Genomic DNA, 16,399 nt, shown 5'->3' on the forward strand with positions numbered 1-16,399 from the left:
ATTCCGTTCCGTCGAGCAGCGACAACAACACCCCAAGGCCAGGAGAGCACCTCTCATGATTCCCGTTCGCGGCTATGCCGCCCAGGACGCCAAGTCCCCCCTCGCCCCGTTCCAGTTCGAGCGCCGCGAGCCCGGCCCCAGCGACGTGCAGATTGAAATCCTCTACTGCGGCGTCTGCCACTCCGACCTGCACCAGGCGCGCGACGAATGGGGCGGCTCCCTGTACCCCATGGTTCCAGGCCACGAAATCATCGGCCGCGTGGTCCGCGTCGGGGACCAGGTGACGAAGGTCAAGGTCGGTGACATGGCCGGCGTCGGCTGCATGGTCGACTCCTGCCGCACCTGCCCCAGCTGCCAGGAAGGCCTGGAGCAGTACTGCGAGAAGGGCAACGTCCAGACGTACAACGCCAAGGCGAAGGACGGGAAGACGCTCAACCAGGGCGGCTACAGCGAGGCCATCGTCGTGGACGAGGCCTTCACGCTGAAGATTCCGGAGAACCTGGACCCGGCCGCCGCCGCGCCGCTGCTGTGCGCCGGCATCACCACGTACTCGCCGCTGCGGCACTGGAAGGTGCAGCCGGGTCAGCGCGTGGGCGTGGTGGGCCTGGGCGGACTGGGCCACATGGGCGTGAAGCTGGCCAAGGCCATGGGCGCCCACGTCACCGTCTTCAGCCACACCGACCGCAAGAAGCAGGACGCCGCGCGCCTGGGCGCCGACGCCGTCGTGGTCTCCTCGAACAAGGAGGAGATGGCCGCGCAGACGGGCAGGTTCGACTTCATCCTCGACACCGTCTCCGCGCAGCACGACATCAACGCGTACCTGCGGCTGCTGCGACGGGACGGCCACCTGGTCCTCGTCGGCGCCCCGGAGAAGCCGCTCGACGTCCGACCCTTCTCCCTCATCCCCACGCGGCGGAGCTTCTCGGGCTCGATGATTGGGGGTATCCAGGAAACGCAGGAAATGCTAGACTTCTGCGGCAAGCACAACATCGTCTCCGACATCGAGCTGATTTCCATCCAGCAGGTGAATGACGCCTACGAGCGGCTGCTGAAGGGAGACGTGAAGTACCGGTTCGTCATCGACCTCGCGAGTCTGCGGAAGTAGCCGCCCGGGAGCTCCGGCTCCCACCTCGCGGGACAACAGCCGATAGGCAACGACTGCCCCGGCTCGAAGTCGCGCCCCGCCCACCGGCCCTGGAGGGCAGGACAGTGCACGCCATTGCACACCGTCCTGCCCCACTGGTCAGGTGCCTGCTCGCCGTTTGGTGCGAATTCTCAGAGCATGACTACGACGATTGCGCAGGCCGGTTTCGTGAAGGTGACGTCCCCGTACCCCGAGGAGCAAGAGCTGTTGGATCCGGCGCTCGCCGCCCCCACGCCCCAGAAGGCAGCCCAGCTTCGCCAGAAGGCGAGCCATTGGCTCAGTCGCGCACAGAAGGAGCTGCACGACGCCATCTTCGCGCGGGACGGCTCGGAGGCCGGACTGGACCGTTATGCCAGCGCCCGCGCGGAGCTCGACTCGGCGGAGACGTGGGCCCTGCGCGTCGCGGAAGCCTTCTCCATGCGCCGTGATTGACGACGCGCCGGGGGCCCCGGCGCTGGACGACGGCGCCGAGCACCCCAGCGGACGTCACGCCACCCGGGCGGAAGCCTCGGTCCGTTCGGCCCGGGCGTCCTCCGGCAGCGATACCGGCAGCGGCACCGGAGCGGGGCGCTGGCCGTAGGGGAAGTAGTCCTTGAGCTTCAGCATGTGCTTCTCGAAGAGGTTCCAGCTCACCAGCGCGAGCCCCAGCGAGAGCCCCGCGGCCACCACGTAGAACACCAGCTGCATGGGCATGTCCGAGCCCGCCACCGTCTTCAGCGGCGTCTTCAGCACCGTGCGGCGCAGGATGGCGTCCAGCGGCGAGTGGATGAGGTAGATGGCGTAGCTGTACTTGCCAAAGGTGAGCAGCAGCCGCGTCGTGAGGAAGCGGTACAGGACATGGCCCTTGGAGACGGCCACCGCCTTGTACACGCACACGGCGTAGAGCACGGCGATGGCGGTGTAGCCGCCCGTGCGCTTCACCAGCTCGAAGGTGGGGCCCACCGGCAGCACCACCAGCGCGAGCACCACCGGCACCGAGGCCCAGACCGCCCAGCGCATCCACGGGAACGCCTTCAGGCCCAGCCCTTCCGGGTGGCGCAGCGCCATCGCGAGCAGGCCGCCCATCGCCAGCGAGTCCACGCGGCAGAACGTCACCACGTAGGTGCTTTCGATGCTGGCCCCGTACAGCGTGAGCCCCACGCGCACCAGGATGGCCAGGGCGATGGTGCCCAGGCACAACCGGATGGCGCCCCGGTACGACACCGCGGCGATGAGGAAGGGCCAGACGATGTAGAACTGCTCTTCGATGGCCAGCGACCACACCACGCCGAGGATGGGGTGCGTGGTGTCCACCCACAGCTGGTAGAAGTTGGAGAAGTACAGCAGGTACCAGACGGCGCCGTCGGTGGTGATGCGCTCGTCCAGGCCCAGTCGGCCCGCCAGTGATGGCAGCACCAGGAACGACACCGCCAACGCCAGGTAGTAGAGCGGGAAGATGCGCAGGAAGCGGCGCATGTAGAAGTTGCGGAAGAAGTACGGCTGTCCCTTCGCCTCCCAGAGGATGCCGGTGATGAGGAAGCCGGAGAGGACGAAGAACAGGTCCACGCCCGTCCATCCGGCGCCGGCCAGCCACCACGTCACGCGTCCCGCCACGCTCTGGTCGCTCAGGTGGGTCGTGTGGAAGAACACCACCAGCAGGACGGCGAGGCCCCGCACACCGTCCAGCACGGGCAGGTGACCCTGCAGGCGCGGAGCGTGCGCCGTGGGTGCATCCACACGGCCAGAGTTCAAGGACATGAAAGTTCTCTTACCAACAACGACTGTCATTCAACAAGACCACCACCCGGCGTGCGTGGGATTGCGGTTCGGGGTGTCAGTCCTGCCACCAGGCAGTCGGGCGCGGGAAAAACGCACGCGCGCGTGAAACTCCCGGGCCGCCCGTGACACCTTGGTGCCGTGGCCCTCCTTTCCGCGATGAAAATGGTGCTGGCAGGTGCGCCCCCGTCCGACACGGACCGGGAGCGGACGCTGCTGCGCCGGGCGCGCACGGGTGACCCCGCGGCCTTCCGCTGGCTGTTTGAACGGCACGCCGCGGGGGTGTGGCGCTTCTTGAAGGACTTGCTGCGCGACGAGGCCGCGGCGGACGAAGCCACGCAGGAGACCTTCGTCCGCGCCCATGCGCGGCTGGGCGCGCTTCGCGACGAGGACCGGCTGGGGGCGTGGCTGCTGGGCATCGCCCGGCACGTGTACCTGGAGTCGCTGCGGCACCGGGGCGTCCACGTGGACATGGACGATGAAGTCCATGGCAGCCAGGTGGAGGCGGTGCTGCCCACGCCCACGCCAGAGGACCTGCTCCTGGACCGGGAACTGGAAGGATTGCTGGCGGGCGCGCTGGGGACGCTGCGCGAGGACCGGCGCGCGGCGTTGCTGCTGCGCATCGACCACGGCCTGCCCTACGAGGAGATTTCAGCGGTGATGGGCTGGTCCCTCCAGAAGGTGAAGAACGAAATCCACCGCGCACGGCTCCAACTGCGCGAGCACCTGGCCGCACACGTTGGAGGCCACTCATGAGCGCTTGTCGCGAAACCGAACTGGACGCGCTGCTGGCCGACGAACTCTCCCCCGAGGACGCCGCGCGGGTCCGCGCTCACACCCAGGCCTGCCCCGCCTGTCAGCACGCGCTGAGCTGGCTGCGCGCGGAGCGTGGGTGGATGGCGCAGCGAGCGCGGCGCATACCGGCGCGGCCCGCCCTGGACTTCGCCGCGTTGGAGTCCCGGCTGCGAAAGCCCGTGGTGCCCGCCGCCCCGAAGGTCAGCTGGATGCACTGGGGGAAGATGCTGACCGCGGCCCTGGCGTCGGTGGCCTTCGTGGGCATCACCACGCTCCAGGTAACGCGCCTCCCAAGCGCCGACGAGCCCTGGCCCCGGAACGACGCGCTCACCACCGCCACCTGGGCCGTCGACTGGTGTGACGACCCTTCACGGGAAGCCGTGGCGGCGCTGGAAGCCCGCGTGGGGGCGTGCCTGGTGGCCTCCCCCTTGATAACCCTGCGCTGACGCCGGCCGCGGTGACCTACGGCACCGGGGTCAGCTGGCGCTCTGCGTGCTGGACGGCCTCCACCGCATCCACCAGGCCGTTGCCGTAGTTCGGATCCCACTCAGCCGGCCCCAAATCCCGGGCCGTCTCGAGCAGGGCTCTGCGGACCTTCTCCGCATCGAGCTGCTGGGGATTCAGGCTCCACACCAGGGCCGCCACCCCGGCCACGTGCGGCGTCGACATGGAGGTGCCCGTCTGCAGCGTGTAGTCCAGACCGGCGACGTCCAACGTCACCTCCTGCCCCATGAGCTCGCGGAGCACGTTGGCCGACTCCAAGGACACGGAGACGGTGGGCACCCACAGCTTGGACGGCCCGTTGAGCGTGAAGTTGCCCGTGCCCTCGTCGGGGTTGTGGTTGCCGATGATGACGGCCTTCGCTCCGGCGCGGATGGCGTTGCGCACCTTCTCCTCGAAGAGGATGCCGCCGCCGCGGTCGACATAGGCGACGAAGCCATCACAGGTGGCGGCCTCTCCACAGTCGGAGATGCTGCCGCCCAGGCCACAGTCCACCATCCGCCCCGAATAGGCGCCCACGGCCGAGAACTCCAGGGGGTTGGACGCGAACTGCTGGCCGCTCGCGGCCACCTCGCCATACGGCGCCCCGCCGATGATGGTGGCGCTCAACACGCCCACGCCGGGGGCCACCAGGTTGATGCCCTGGCCGTACTGGGAGAAGCTGGCCCACTCCCCCGAGAAGGTCACCGCGCCCACGCCCACCACGGAGTCATACCCGGCCGGGAAGGACACCTCGCCCGCGCCGGAGTTGCCCGTCGCCGCGATGGCCAGCACGCCATTCGCCCTGGCCTGGTTGAAGGCCAGCTCCTCGGCATCGTTCTTCGACACGGCGCCCAGCGACAGCGACACGATGTTCGCCCCCTGCTCCTGGCACCACTGGAGCGCGGCGATGACATTCAGGGTGTCGCCCGTGCCACGCTCGTTCAGCACCCGAGCGATCAGCAGCGACGCGGTGGGGGCCACGCCCACCGTGCCGTTGGGGTCCTCGCCCAACCGCACCCGGCCGCCCCCGCCCAGCTGCGCGGCGATGGTGGCCGCGGTGTGCGTGCCGTGTCCGCCGCCCCACAGCAGCACGTTGCCCTTCGAGTCCACCTGCGCGTCCAGGGCCAGCGAGTTGGCGGACCCGCTGATGAAGTCCTTGCCTCCGATGAAGGCGGCCTGCAGCTCCGGGTGGCGGTTGTCCCAACCGCTGTCGATGACGCACACCTTGATGCCCGTGCCCGAAGGCCGGCCCTCATCGAGGACACCGTCGTCGTTGAAATCCCAGACCTTGTTGGCCCGCACCATCTTCAGGCCGTCGGTGTACTCCCCCACGGAGCCCACGGTGTTGGGAGGCGGCCGCGGCTCCGCGCCCAGCCACGCCTGCGCGGGCAGCGGTGGCCGCGACATGCCGAGCGCGTACACCGGACGGTTGGGCGACACCGACACCACGTCCGGATTCCGGGCGAGCGCCGCGCGCACCTCGGGAGACACCCGGGCGGACAGCATGTTCAGCGACGGAACGCGCTGCTTCACCTGGCCTCCAGCGCGCGTCACCTCGTTGGCGAAAGCATCCGTGTTGGCCTGCGCGGAGGCGAAGACGCGCTGCCGGAAGGCGATGATGACGTCCTCCCCGCCATCGTCCGTCAGGGCCGCCTCGCTTCGCGCCGCGGACACCACCGCCGGCAGCTGGGATGCCCCCTCGGTACCGGGGCACGCCTTGGGCTCCTGCTCCGAGCCACATGCCATCAGCCCCCCGACCAGACCCAGCCAGACGCAACGCTTCATTTCACGCTCCTCGATTGCCCGTCCAGCAGGCGTCGTACGTCACGGCGCGGCTGATGGATTTCCAGGGACGCGCATGAACGGGAGGACACCTGATTCCGTTCCCGGAGCGCAAGTTAACCACGCCCGCGAATCGGCCGCTCGCGCCCCTGTCCGTGGCAGGACGTGCCCGGCGAGCAGCCGACAGGAGAGCGTTCGCCCTCTCACGCCTCGGCCGGATCCACGCCGAAGAGGCGGAGCGCATCGGCGGCATAGACGCCCAACTGCCGCTGTGTCTCCGCGGCGTCCCAGCCCAACCGGGGCGCCATGACCTCGGCCGCCACACGCGCGGCCGCCTGCCCCTGGTCGCGCGTCTCGAACGCCACCTTGAGGCGGCGGATGAGCAGGTCCGACAGGGTGTGCACCAGTTCGTGGGTGACACCCCAGGCGGCCTCGGCGGCCCGGTAGGGAAGCCCCTCGGCGAGCGGCCGGGACAACGCGGCGTCCTCTCGCGTCAGGGCCCACACGCGGCGCCAGCGGCTGCCATAGGCGCGCACCAGGTGGACGGCTGTGGCGTCGTCTCCCACCTCGGCGCGCGCCGCGGCGAACTCGGCGTCCAGCGCGCGGATGTCTCCACCCGGCAGGGGCAACACATCCGTGGGCGAGCGGCGACGCGGCTGGCCCAGGCGGCGCTCCACGGCGTCCACCACGTCGCGCGCCATGACGCGATAGGTGGTGAGCTTGCCACCGCTGATGGCGAGCACGCCGGAGGGGCTCACGTCGATGGCGTGCTCGCGGCTGGCACTGCCCGCGTCGTCCTGCGAGCCGTGGTAGCCGCTGGCCACCAGCGGACGGATGCCGGCCCACGCGCTCACCACGTCCGCGCGAGTGAGGCGCGCCTCGGGGAAGAAGGCGTTGGCGGACTCCAGCAGGTAGGCCACATCGGACTCGCTGGCGCGGACCTCCGCGGGGTGCGCACGCGTGGAGGTCTCCGTGGTGCCGATGATGGTGAAGTTGTCGGCGGGCAGCACGAACATCACCCGGCCGTCCTTGGGGGACAGCAGCGTGAAGGCGTCGCGATGGTTGATGCGCTCGCGCGGTACGGCGAGGTGGACACCCTTGCTGCCGCGCACGGCCGGGCTCGTCCCATTCGGCGCATCCAGCCGGCGGATTTCATCACTCCACGGGCCCGTGGCGTTGACGAGAACCCGTGCGCGCACGGTGACCTCCTCGCCGGTGAGGTGGTCCACCACCGTCGCGCCGTGCGCGTGTCCCTGTTCGAGGACGAGCGCCTTCACGGACGCGTGGTTGAGGACGACGGCTCCCGCCTCGGACGCGCCCACGGCATTGGCCAGGGTGAGGCGCGCGTCGTCCGTAGCCGCGTCGTAGTAGCGGGCACCGCCCTTGAGGTGGTCGGTGCGCAGGCCGGGCTCGGCCGCGTGGACCTGCCGGGCGTTGAGCCGCCGGTAGCCCTTCACGTTCCGGAAGAGGGAGAGGGCGTCGTAGAGCATGAGGCCCGCGTTGAGCTTCCAGCGAGGCACGCGGGCGCCCGCGTACACGGGCCAGATGAAGGCGAGCGGACGCACCAGGTGCGGGGCGAGCCGCAGGAGGCGTTGGCGCTCGATGCTGGATTCGAAGACGAGGCCCAGGTGGCCGTGCTCCAGGTAGCGAAGGCCGCCGTGGATGAGCCGGGACGAGCGGCTGGAAGTGCCACTGGCGAAGTCGTCACGCTCGACGAGCGCCACCTTGAGCCCCCGGAGCGCGGCATCCCGCGCCGAGCCCGCGCCGGTGACACCGCCCCCGATGATGAGGACGTCGAAAGTCTCCGTGGCCAGGGCCCGCAGACGTGCTGCGCGGGACGGAGGCGGGGGCACGTCTGCTTCGGAGACAACACGGCTGAGCGCGACGGATTCAGAACGCACGGCACAAGTGTAGCGGCGTTGGCCGGCGAGAGCAGCGGAAACCAATGCGCTGCGTCAAGCGCGCTACACGGAGCGAGGCGACATGTGTCCGCGAGGCACCCATCCGAGAGGGGACGGCGCCTTGCGCGTCCGGATGAAGACAGATAGGAGGCGACCGACCCCTCCCCTCACCCCCGGGCTCCACGGCCTTGTTGAACCCCCACGACCGACGCGACCTGGCCAGCCTGGGACTGATGGTCCTGGTGTACGGGCTCGTGGTGGCGCCGGTGCTGCACGCGGTGGTGGAGCACGGCGATGGTGGTCATCATCACCCGCATGCCCATTCACACCCGCACGGGCGCGCCCACGCGCACGGTGCGGGGAATGAGCACGCACACCGTGGCGACGAAGGCGCGGGAGAAGACGGTGAGCGGAAGCGCGGGCACGAGCACCTGACGGGCTCCGTGGAGCACCTGCAGGCGGTCGCGCTGGCCTGGGCGGTGATGAAGCTGCCGCGCGTGCGTGAAGTGTCGTGGTTGGCGGAGCTCCAGCAAGGCCCTACGAGGGTCCCCGGCTCCGCGGTGCGCCCAACGGCGATGCCCCAGGGCCCGTAGCCGTCATCACCCTCGCGCAGCCAACGCAAGGAGCCTCGCGTGCGGAGCACGCATGGGTCCGTGTGTCCTGCTTGCTGACTCACTTCTGAACCCGTCCCGGTGGGGTCACTCCCTGGGGCGTCGTGCGCCGCGCGAAGTCCGAGCGTGAGCAAGACGCCGCAGCATGGGGCCTGCGCCGCTGTGTGTCCGTACGTGCCCGTGCTCCTCGTTGCCGCAATGTCGTCGTGTGTCCTCGCCCTGGCGCCCTCGAACCGTCCGCCAGATGCGGCACGAGAGCCATCTCCCGCGTCCGAGCGTGCCGCGACAGGCACGGGGACGGGCACGCATGACGACGTGCCGCCATTCGTGAACACGGAGCGCCAAGCCCCACCCTCGGCCAGCGCCATCACGTCCGTGAACGCTCCGGCGGAAGCGGACACGTCCCCAGCCAACGAGCCCGGACAGCTTCCCAAGGAAGCATCCACCCCGCCCCCCATCACCCAAACCGCCGACGTCCCCTCGTCAGAGGCAAGCTCCCATCCTCTCCCCTCGGAGCAGGAGGAATCCCTCACCAGCGCATCCGACCTCGAGGCCCAGGAGCCGCCGTCAAAGTCCACGGTGGTGCGCGGCGCGCGTCCCGCGCAAAGCGCGTCCGAGGTGACACTGGGCCGGGACATCTTGGACGCTGCGCCACGCAGAAACGCAGTGGACCTCCTGCGAGCCGTTCCCGGCCTCGTGGCCTCGCAGCACAGTGGAGAGGGCAAGGCCCAACAGCTCTTCCTCCGAGGCTTCGACGCGCTGCACGGCCAGGACGTGGAACTCGACGTCGGCGGCCTGCCAGTGAACGAGGTGAGCCACATCCACGCGCTGGGCTACGCGGACATCAACTTCGTCATCCCAGAGGTCGTGCAGGCGCTCGAAGTGACGGAGGGTTCCTACCGTGCCGCGCAGGGCGACTTCGCCGTCGCGGGAACCGTCCGCATGGACCTGGGCGTCGCCGAGCCCGGCGTCCACCTCCTGGGGACACTCGGCCAGTACGGCCAGCGTCGGCTCGTGGCCACGGTGCGGCCGGGAGACGACGCGGGAACCTTCGCCGCGGTGGAGTTGGGTGAAGGCAGAGGCTTCGGCGCTCAGCGAGGCTACGGCCGCGCCTCGCTCCTCGCGCAGGCCCATGCGCCCCTCGGAGATGGGCTGACGGTCCGCGCACTCGCAGGCAGCTACGTCACGCGCTTCGACTCCCCGGGCGTGGTGCGCGAAGACGACCTGCTTTCGGGCCGCAGCGACTTCTTCTCCGCCGCCCTGGGCCGGCAGGGCGGCTCGGTGTCGCGACACCAATTGCTGCTCGGCGTGGACCTGCCGCGCACGGGGAACGGGCGCACGAAGCTGGAGGTCTTCGGAATCCTCTCGGACCTGCGGCTGCGCAACAACTTCACGGGCTTCCGTGTCGACGAGCGCGGTGACGGCCTGGAGCAGACGAACAACGCCACCACGCTGGGCGCCCGCGCCGAGCATCGGAGGTCCGTAACGGCCTTCGGTCGCCCGGTCGCGCTGGAGCTGGGACTGGGCGCACGGCGAGACAGCGTGGAGCAGACGCAGCGGCGCTACCGCGAATCCGACGGCACCTTCTTCTCGGACGAGATTGACGCGGCCTTCACCCAGACAGACGTCTGGGGCTGGGCCGAGGCCCGCCTGCCACTGGGCCGCTGGAGCTTCCGGTTGGGGGGACGCGCGGACGCGTTGGGTGTGGAGGTCTTCGACGCGCTCGCCTTCCGGGACCCGCGCTACTACGACGGACAGGGCTATTCGCGCAGTGCCTTCGGCGTCCACCTGGGCGCGAAGGCGGGCGTGGAGTACGCGCTGGGAGATGACGCGGACGCCTGGCGCCTGTTCGCCAGCTACGGTGACGGCTTCCGCTCGCCGCAGGCACGCAGCCTCTCGGAGGGCGAGCGCGCCCCCTTCGTCTCCATCCGAGGCGCGGAACTGGGCTCGCGCAAGGACGGCGAGCACTGGGCGCTGCAGCTCAGCCTCTTTGGCTCGCAGGTGGACAACGACTTCTTCTTCGACCACACCGTGGGCACGACGGTGTACACGGGCCAGACGCTGCGCTCGGGCGTCTCCGCCGCGCTCCAGGCCCGTCCACTGCCAGGGCTCGTCACCTCGGTCAGCGCCACGTTCGCCCACGCCTACGTGCGAGCCTCGGACACGCTGCTGCCCTACTTCGCGCCCTTCGTCGCGCGCGCCGACGTGGGCTGGGACGGCCCGCTGACCTGGGCGGGGTTCGGCGGGAGCACGCTGTCGCTGGGCACGGGGCTCACCTTCATCGGTCCACGCCCGCTGCCCTTCAGCGAGCGCAGCGCCACCGTGTTCCTCGCGGATGCGCACGTCGCCATCCGCCGGGGCGAGCTGGGGCTGAGGCTGGAGGTCTCGAACCTGCTCGACGCGCGCTGGAGGGATGGCGAGTTCGTCTACGGCTCGCGCTTCGACCCAGCCGCCGCGGCGAGCCTCGTCCCGGCAAGACATTTCACCGCGGGGTCGCCTCGGATGGCCTCGCTCTCCCTGGAGGTCCACCTATGAATCGCAGACACATCCTCACCGGCGCGCTGGCCCTGGCCACTGCGGCCACGGCTCTGAGCGGCTGTGGCAGCGAAGCGGAGCGGCGCACCTTTCCCGTGGAGGTGACGTCCACGCCCATGACGGGCGCCAACGAGCGAGGCTGGACGGTGACGGTGGAGTCCGCGCACCTCTCCGTGGGCCCGGTGCGCTTCTTTGAAGGACGCGCGCTGACGGCCCGCCGCTTCGACTGGTACACGCTCTTCGGCGGCACGGCCCATGCGCACCCCGGACACTACTCACCGGGCGACGCGCTGGCCGAGATGCTGACCACTCACACCGTGGACCTGCTCACCGGCGCCACGCTGGGCGACGCGAGCGCAGTGACGGGCGAGTACGGCTCCCTGGAGCTGACGCTGACGGCCCCCACGCAGGCCACCGACGCCCAGGGGGTGCTGAGCGGCCAGGCGATGCGCGTCCGCGGCACGGCGCGCAACGCGGAGGGCGTCGAGCGGCGCTTCGACGCGATGACGAGCCTGCCCAAGCCCATCCAGGGCGTGCGCTTCGAGAAGTCGCTGGGGATGGAGGCGGGCCGTGTGCGCATCGCCGTGAAGCTGGGGACGTGGCTGGGCCGCATTGACTTCGCCACCGCGACCGATTTGGACGCGGATGGCGTCTACACCTTCCCCGCCGACAGCCAGGCGCAGAACGCGCTGGTGCGCGGCGTGGAAGACACCACTGCCTACGTCGTGACGTGGGTGGAAGGAGCTGCGCAATGAAGAAGTGGATGCTGGGGCTTTCCTGTCTGGGACTGATGGCGTGCAGCGACGGCGCGGGCACGGTGACGTTCACCACCTATGGCGAGGACTACATCGAGAAGGAGATTCCCGCGGCCGTGGGTGACGAGGACGGCATCGTGGACGGCTGGACGGTGCGCTTCAGCAAGTTCCTCGTGGTGCTCGGCGAGGTGAAGGTCGGCAACCACGACGAGACCGCCATCGAGATGACGCAGGCGCGGGTCTTCGACGTGCACAAGCCCGGCCCGGTGGTGGTGGAGACGTTCCGCGACGTGCCGGCCCAGGAGTGGGACCACGTCAGCTTCGCCATCGCGCCCAACGCCAACGCGGTTGCAGGCAACGCGGACGCCGCGGACGTCACGCGGATGAAGGACGGCGGATACTCCGTCTACCTGGAGGGCACGGCGACCAAGGGCGCGCAGACCAAGCGCTTCGCCTGGGGCTTCACCACCAACACCGTCTACGAGCACTGCGAGAGCCCGGGCCTGGGCGCGGGCGTAACGGTGCCCAAGGACGGCGAGGAGACGGTGCAGCTCACCATCCACGGTGACCACCTCTTCTTCGATGACCTGCAGTCGCCGGACGCGAAGATGCGCTTCGACGCGCTGGCCGCCGCGGACAGCATGGGCATCGCGGGTCCCGACGGAGAGGTGACGCTCGAGGAACTGGCGGCGGTGGACCTGACGGAGCTGCCGTCGGGGCAGTACGGCACGGGTGGCGTGGGCAACGTGCAGACGCTGCGCGACTTCGTCACGGCGCTGACGCGCAACCTGGGGCACTACCGCGGCGAAGGTGAGTGCGAGCCCCGGGCGCGCTGACCACGCAGAGGGATGCTGGCGCGGTGGCACGAACGGCCGGCCACCGCGCCAGCATGAGCCCCCAGGCCCGGGGCCGACCCTCCCTGGGCCTGGAGCCTTCAAAGCTCAGCTCTTGTTGTGCGAGGAGCCAGACGAGTTCGCCGCGGGGTTCCCCCCCGTCGAGTTGTTCCCGCTGTTGTTGCTCCCGCCGTTCGGGTTGTTGCCCGACTGCCGAGGGCTATTGGGGTTCATTTGGTTGGAGCGGTTGTCCTGCGACGCCTTGTGCGCGGGGTTGTTGGGATTCTTGGAGTTGGCGCGCTGGTCGTTCTGGTTCTTGCCGCTGTCCTTGCTCATGGACCTACCTCGGGAGTCCCCAAGCGAAAGTGCCGGGGAGGCCTGAAACTAGGAAGCGGCCCAGGTGGAGACACTCGTGCGGAGGTGTTCGTCCGGTGTCGGGAAGCACACGACATCGCTCGGAGCCGGACACGGAATGCGCGAGCCACGGCTTTGCCGGATGCGGCGGCGAGCAAGGGTGCCTACCTCGTGCCCCAGGAGGTGACGCGGCGTGAGGACGGTCACGTACGAGCGCAGTGGGCGAACGAACACGGGCGCACAGGCGCTCCGGCTGGAAGGAATGAAGCACCTGAAGGTGCTGGAGCAGGGTGAGGTGGTCAGCGAGCGCGACCTCACGGGAGCGGAAATCCAGCGCCTGGGCCCGCTCTTCGAACAAGCCAGCCGCGCCCCGGCCCCCGTCGTCATGGTTCCGCAGGCAGGTGGGCCAGACGGACTCGCGGTGACGCTCGCGTTCGAGGACGAAGAATCCCCGCGCGTGCGCATCGCGGCCGAGCGACTTCCAGCCCAGGGCGCTGGCCCTCTCTATGACGCCCTGCTCGAGGAGTTGGACCGCCTGCTGACGACCGAGCTGCATGCCCGGGCTCCGCGTCGCGCACACGCGGTGCTGCCGCACCAGTTGCGCGAAGAAGAGCAGTAGTGCCTCAAGGCCCGCCGCCTCGTGCCGCCCGCCCGGGCAAGCCGCCCATCGGGCGGGCGGGAGCGAGCCCGCAGCCGGGGTTGCTGCCGAGCTCGGCTTCTGTGAAGACAGGAGCATGAGGCGCGTGCAGTTGTCCGTGCATCGCACGGTGGGAGAAGCACGGCTTCTGGCGGGTGCGCTGGAAGCCATGGGCGTTGCGGTAGAGGTTCGCGGAGAGGCCCTTGCCCCGTTGAGCGGCGAGATTCCGAGCGCGGAGACCTGGATAGAGCTGTGGGTGGAGCCGCAAGACCTCGAGCACGCGAAAGGCCTCCTGGCGGAGCTCCAGGAGAATCAAGAGCACGCCGAGCGGTCGGTGGAGTGTCCACGGTGCCGCGAAGAGAACCCCGGCAACTTCGAGCTGTGTTGGAGCTGTGGCCTGGAGCTGCCCTCGGGGCTACGTCCAATACTGCGGGCAGTGTAGTAGCGGGATGCATGGTGAGGCCGGAGCGCGCCTCCAGGAGAATCGGAAGTGCAGGAAGCAGAGGGAGCGCGTCGCCGCAGGCTGAACCGGGGGACCCGGAGCCTGCTCATCGTGTGCACCGTGGTGACGCTCATCCACCTCATTCCGCTTTTCATCTCCAGGAACATGCCCGAGCAGCAGCTGTCCATCGCACGGGCCATGTCGAGCGTGTCGCAGCGTGTCCCTTTCCTGCGGCCGCTGAAGGACGACGCCAAGGCCACGCCGGCGGAGCTGCGAGAGGCCGCGACGCTGCTGCTGGATGGTGCGCCAGATGACGCCCATGCGCTGGCCTTGGAGGCGGAGCGCCGGAATCCCCAGGAGGTCGAAACCCAGCTTCTGCTGGCGAGAATCTGTGACGTCGAACGGATGAGCCGGTGTGTGAGCACGGCCCTGTCACGCGCAGAGACGCTCGCCCCACGTGACGCGCGGCCAGACCTGCTCCGAGCGGAGCTCCAAGAGAAGGACGGAGACGTCGTGGGCGCGGCCGAGGCAATGGAGCGGGCGCATGGCAAGGCGCCCGGCGACCCGCTGGTCGGACTGCGGTACGTCCACCTGCTGAGCGCGGCGAAGCGGGGCGAAGAGGCGCTGGCCGTCCTCCGAAAGCTTGAAGGGCGCCTGCCGCATGCCAGGCTCCTGGTGGAACAAGGCCGGGTGCACAGCCGGGAAGGGCACGACGCCGAAGCGGTGAAGCTCTTCCGCGCGGCGGTGGCCGAAGACCCGAAGCTCAGCCTGGGCTTCTTCGAGCTCGGGCTCGCCTGGCATCGGCTTGGCAAGGTGGACACCGCGGAAGAGGCTTTGCGCCAAGCGGACCGGCTGGACCGGGCAGACCCCAGGGCGCTGGCCGCCCTCTGCGCGATTCAGGTCAAGGAGCGGCGCATCGATGATGCCCGACTCACGCGAATGGACCTTGAGCGGCGCTTTTCCGGCCAGCCGGAGCTGATTCGAAAGTCCTGCAGCATCCCCTGACGCGAAGGGGCCGGAGACCTACTCCCGAGGCTCGATGCCGCGGATCTGTCGGAGCATGCGGGCGGAGGCCTTCACCTCGACGTCCACGGCGCCGTCGACGCGCTCGGTGCGCACGACGGCCTGCAGGTAGGGAACCGCCTCCGCATCACGCTCTTGATGGAAGAGCAACTCCCCCAAAGCGAAGCGAGCCCGCGTCAGCAGGACGATGTCCTCGGCGGCGACAGCGGCATCAATGGCGTCGCTGAGAGCGGACTCGGCCATCTCGGGCTGGTTCCGGGCGAGCAGCTCACGAGCACGCTGAATGTGTTCGTCGACGTTCATGCGGAGGGAGCAAGGTTCAACCTGGTAGGGACGCAGGCCGCCTCGCCGGGATATGGGTGGGTGCCCATGGACGAGAAGCGAATCGCCGAGCTGGAAATCCGCTACATGCACCAGCAGGAACTGCTGCAGGAGCTCAGCGGTGTGCTGTACGAACAACAGAAGGTCATCGACCAGCTGCGCGCAGAGGTGGACCGGCTCAAGCAGAAGCTGGAAGCCGAGCCTGGCTTGGTGGACGCCCGTCATGACGAGCGTCCACCGCATTACTGAGGCTCAGAACTTGTAGCCGAGCCGCAGACCAATGGTCGGATTGGGCTCCAGGTAGCCCACCTCGAGACCAATGCTCGCGGCCTTGCCCTGAAGGCCAAAGCCAAACGCGGCATGCGCTCGGAAGGTGTCGCCACGGCCAAACACGAGCCAGGGGCCGACCATGCCTTCGATGTAGACGCCGGACCTGCCGAGGTTCGCGCGCAGGACCAGGTCCAACGGAACACCGATGTCATTGCCCTCGGTGATGAGCATTGCACCGAACCGAGCCCCAACAGACAGCGGCCCCGCGAGCGGCGTCTCAACGCCCAGCGTGAAGTTGAAGACCGCGCTGTCATCAATCCAGTAATCAGCCCCAAGCCCGACACGGACAGCGGCCTCTGAGTTCGTGGGTACGAGGAAGAGGCCGGCCGCGAGCAGCGCGCCAAGGCAAGGACGAAGCAGCTTCATTCGAGAGGCTCCTCTCAACACAGCAGGGAGCCCACACTCAACCAAGCCGAGCGCGTCGATGCCAGCCACATGGAGCTTCAAATCAGCAAAGGCAGCCTCAACGGAAGGCAGCGACTCGCAGCGGACGGAGGACGTTCACTGCAACACGACGCGTGACTCGAGGATGCGCGTCGCAGCTGTGGAACCAGTTGGCGGTGGCGAAAGGGGCGGCGCGAGCCGAGCACCTGCTGGTGCTGGCCACCACGGCGGCCCTGCTGGCGGTGGGGGGCGTGCGCCGGCTGCGCATGCGGCGCCAGGCCCAGCGCCCGCGGTGATGCGCGGAAACCCCACAC

Annotated in this window: 19 protein-coding genes; 13 read left to right on the top strand and 6 right to left on the bottom strand. The window is 69.3% G+C overall.

From position 1 onward, the window contains the following. Positions 1-55: 55 nt before the first annotated feature. Both BLU09_RS35810 and BLU09_RS35815 read left to right on the top strand, forming a co-directional pair. Positions 56-1,105: an NAD(P)-dependent alcohol dehydrogenase gene (locus tag BLU09_RS35810; protein WP_090495640.1), complete on the top strand. Its 1,050-nt coding sequence runs from the start codon at positions 56-58 to the stop codon at positions 1,103-1,105. Between the two features lie 177 nt (positions 1,106-1,282). Continuing rightward, complete coding sequence (locus tag BLU09_RS35815; protein ID WP_090495641.1) at positions 1,283-1,576, top strand: FruA-associating protein, FapA; 294 nt, start codon at positions 1,283-1,285, stop codon at positions 1,574-1,576. Positions 1,577-1,630: 54 nt separating this feature from the next. Here BLU09_RS35815 and BLU09_RS35820 read toward each other — a convergent pair whose 3' ends face one another. Further along, positions 1,631-2,881 carry an acyltransferase family protein gene (locus BLU09_RS35820; RefSeq protein ID WP_090495642.1) on the bottom strand — a complete coding sequence of 417 codons (1,251 nt, stop codon included), beginning with the start codon at positions 2,879-2,881 and terminating at the stop codon, positions 1,631-1,633. A gap of 159 nt (positions 2,882-3,040) precedes the next feature. Between BLU09_RS35820 and BLU09_RS35825 the strand changes: the two genes are divergently transcribed. Then, positions 3,041-3,655, top strand: a complete 615-nt coding sequence (locus BLU09_RS35825) for an RNA polymerase sigma factor (protein WP_090495643.1) — start codon at positions 3,041-3,043, stop codon at positions 3,653-3,655. Then, positions 3,652-4,140: an anti-sigma factor family protein gene (locus BLU09_RS35830; RefSeq protein WP_090495644.1), complete on the top strand. Its 489-nt coding sequence runs from the start codon at positions 3,652-3,654 to the stop codon at positions 4,138-4,140. The genes BLU09_RS35825 and BLU09_RS35830 overlap by 4 nt, the downstream gene beginning before the upstream one ends. Positions 4,141-4,156: 16 nt before the next feature. Here BLU09_RS35830 and BLU09_RS35835 read toward each other — a convergent pair whose 3' ends face one another. Both BLU09_RS35835 and glpD read right to left on the bottom strand, forming a co-directional pair. Next, positions 4,157-5,962 (bottom strand): S8 family serine peptidase, encoded by a 1,806-nt coding sequence (locus tag BLU09_RS35835; RefSeq protein WP_090495645.1) that lies wholly within the window; start codon positions 5,960-5,962, stop codon positions 4,157-4,159. A 200-nt stretch (positions 5,963-6,162) separates the two neighbouring features. Next, a complete protein-coding gene (gene glpD / locus BLU09_RS35840; protein WP_090495646.1) occupies positions 6,163-7,860 on the bottom strand; it encodes a glycerol-3-phosphate dehydrogenase in 1,698 nt (565 codons plus the stop codon). A 188-nt stretch (positions 7,861-8,048) separates the two neighbouring features. On the opposite strand from glpD, the gene BLU09_RS35845 reads away from it, so the two are divergent. From BLU09_RS35845 to BLU09_RS35860, 4 genes are all read left to right on the top strand, one after another. Beyond that, positions 8,049-8,453, top strand: coding sequence for a hypothetical protein (locus BLU09_RS35845; RefSeq protein WP_244172319.1), 405 nt, complete (start codon positions 8,049-8,051; stop codon positions 8,451-8,453). Between the two features lie 144 nt (positions 8,454-8,597). Continuing rightward, positions 8,598-11,006 carry a TonB-dependent receptor domain-containing protein gene (locus BLU09_RS35850; protein ID WP_090495647.1) on the top strand — a complete coding sequence of 803 codons (2,409 nt, stop codon included), beginning with the start codon at positions 8,598-8,600 and terminating at the stop codon, positions 11,004-11,006. Further along, on the top strand, positions 11,003-11,761 hold the full coding sequence (locus tag BLU09_RS35855; RefSeq protein ID WP_090495648.1) for a hypothetical protein: 759 nt from the start codon (positions 11,003-11,005) through the stop codon (positions 11,759-11,761). Before BLU09_RS35850 ends, BLU09_RS35855 begins: the two co-directional genes overlap by 4 nt. Further along, positions 11,758-12,597, top strand: a complete 840-nt coding sequence (locus BLU09_RS35860; protein WP_090495649.1) for a hypothetical protein — start codon at positions 11,758-11,760, stop codon at positions 12,595-12,597. Before BLU09_RS35855 ends, BLU09_RS35860 begins: the two co-directional genes overlap by 4 nt. A gap of 105 nt (positions 12,598-12,702) precedes the next feature. On the opposite strand, the gene BLU09_RS35865 is transcribed toward BLU09_RS35860, so the two are convergent. Next, the gene (locus tag BLU09_RS35865) at positions 12,703-12,930 is read right to left on the bottom strand and encodes a hypothetical protein (RefSeq protein WP_090495650.1); all 228 of its coding nucleotides are present in this window, start codon (positions 12,928-12,930) and stop codon (positions 12,703-12,705) included. A 211-nt stretch (positions 12,931-13,141) separates the two neighbouring features. Here BLU09_RS35865 and BLU09_RS35870 point away from each other — a divergent pair, with 211 nt between their 5' ends. The 3 genes from BLU09_RS35870 to BLU09_RS35880 all read left to right on the top strand — a co-directional run bounded on the left by BLU09_RS35870 (position 13,142) and on the right by BLU09_RS35880 (position 15,032). Beyond that, complete coding sequence (locus tag BLU09_RS35870) at positions 13,142-13,567, top strand: hypothetical protein (protein WP_090495651.1); 426 nt, start codon at positions 13,142-13,144, stop codon at positions 13,565-13,567. Positions 13,568-13,682: 115 nt separating this feature from the next. Then, positions 13,683-14,027: a putative signal transducing protein gene (locus BLU09_RS35875; RefSeq protein WP_090495652.1), complete on the top strand. Its 345-nt coding sequence runs from the start codon at positions 13,683-13,685 to the stop codon at positions 14,025-14,027. A gap of 48 nt (positions 14,028-14,075) precedes the next feature. Next, positions 14,076-15,032, top strand: a complete 957-nt coding sequence (locus BLU09_RS35880; RefSeq protein ID WP_090495653.1) for a tetratricopeptide repeat protein — start codon at positions 14,076-14,078, stop codon at positions 15,030-15,032. 18 nt (positions 15,033-15,050) lie between these two features. On the opposite strand, the gene BLU09_RS35885 is transcribed toward BLU09_RS35880, so the two are convergent. Continuing rightward, positions 15,051-15,353, bottom strand: a complete 303-nt coding sequence (locus BLU09_RS35885; RefSeq protein ID WP_090495654.1) for a hypothetical protein — start codon at positions 15,351-15,353, stop codon at positions 15,051-15,053. 66 nt (positions 15,354-15,419) lie between these two features. On the opposite strand from BLU09_RS35885, the gene BLU09_RS35890 reads away from it, so the two are divergent. Next, positions 15,420-15,620, top strand: a complete 201-nt coding sequence (locus BLU09_RS35890; protein WP_002640911.1) for a SlyX family protein — start codon at positions 15,420-15,422, stop codon at positions 15,618-15,620. 3 nt (positions 15,621-15,623) lie between these two features. Here the strand turns inward: BLU09_RS35890 and BLU09_RS35895 are convergent, their stop codons facing one another. Continuing rightward, positions 15,624-16,067, bottom strand: a complete 444-nt coding sequence (locus BLU09_RS35895) for a hypothetical protein (protein WP_090495655.1) — start codon at positions 16,065-16,067, stop codon at positions 15,624-15,626. Positions 16,068-16,219: 152 nt separating this feature from the next. Between BLU09_RS35895 and BLU09_RS35900 the strand changes: the two genes are divergently transcribed. Further along, positions 16,220-16,381 carry an alkaline phosphatase gene (locus tag BLU09_RS35900; protein ID WP_090495656.1) on the top strand — a complete coding sequence of 54 codons (162 nt, stop codon included), beginning with the start codon at positions 16,220-16,222 and terminating at the stop codon, positions 16,379-16,381. The last annotated feature ends 18 nt before the right edge of the window (positions 16,382-16,399 follow it).

It is taken from the genome of Myxococcus virescens (genome assembly GCF_900101905.1).
Lineage (GTDB): Bacteria > Myxococcota > Myxococcia > Myxococcales > Myxococcaceae > Myxococcus > Myxococcus virescens.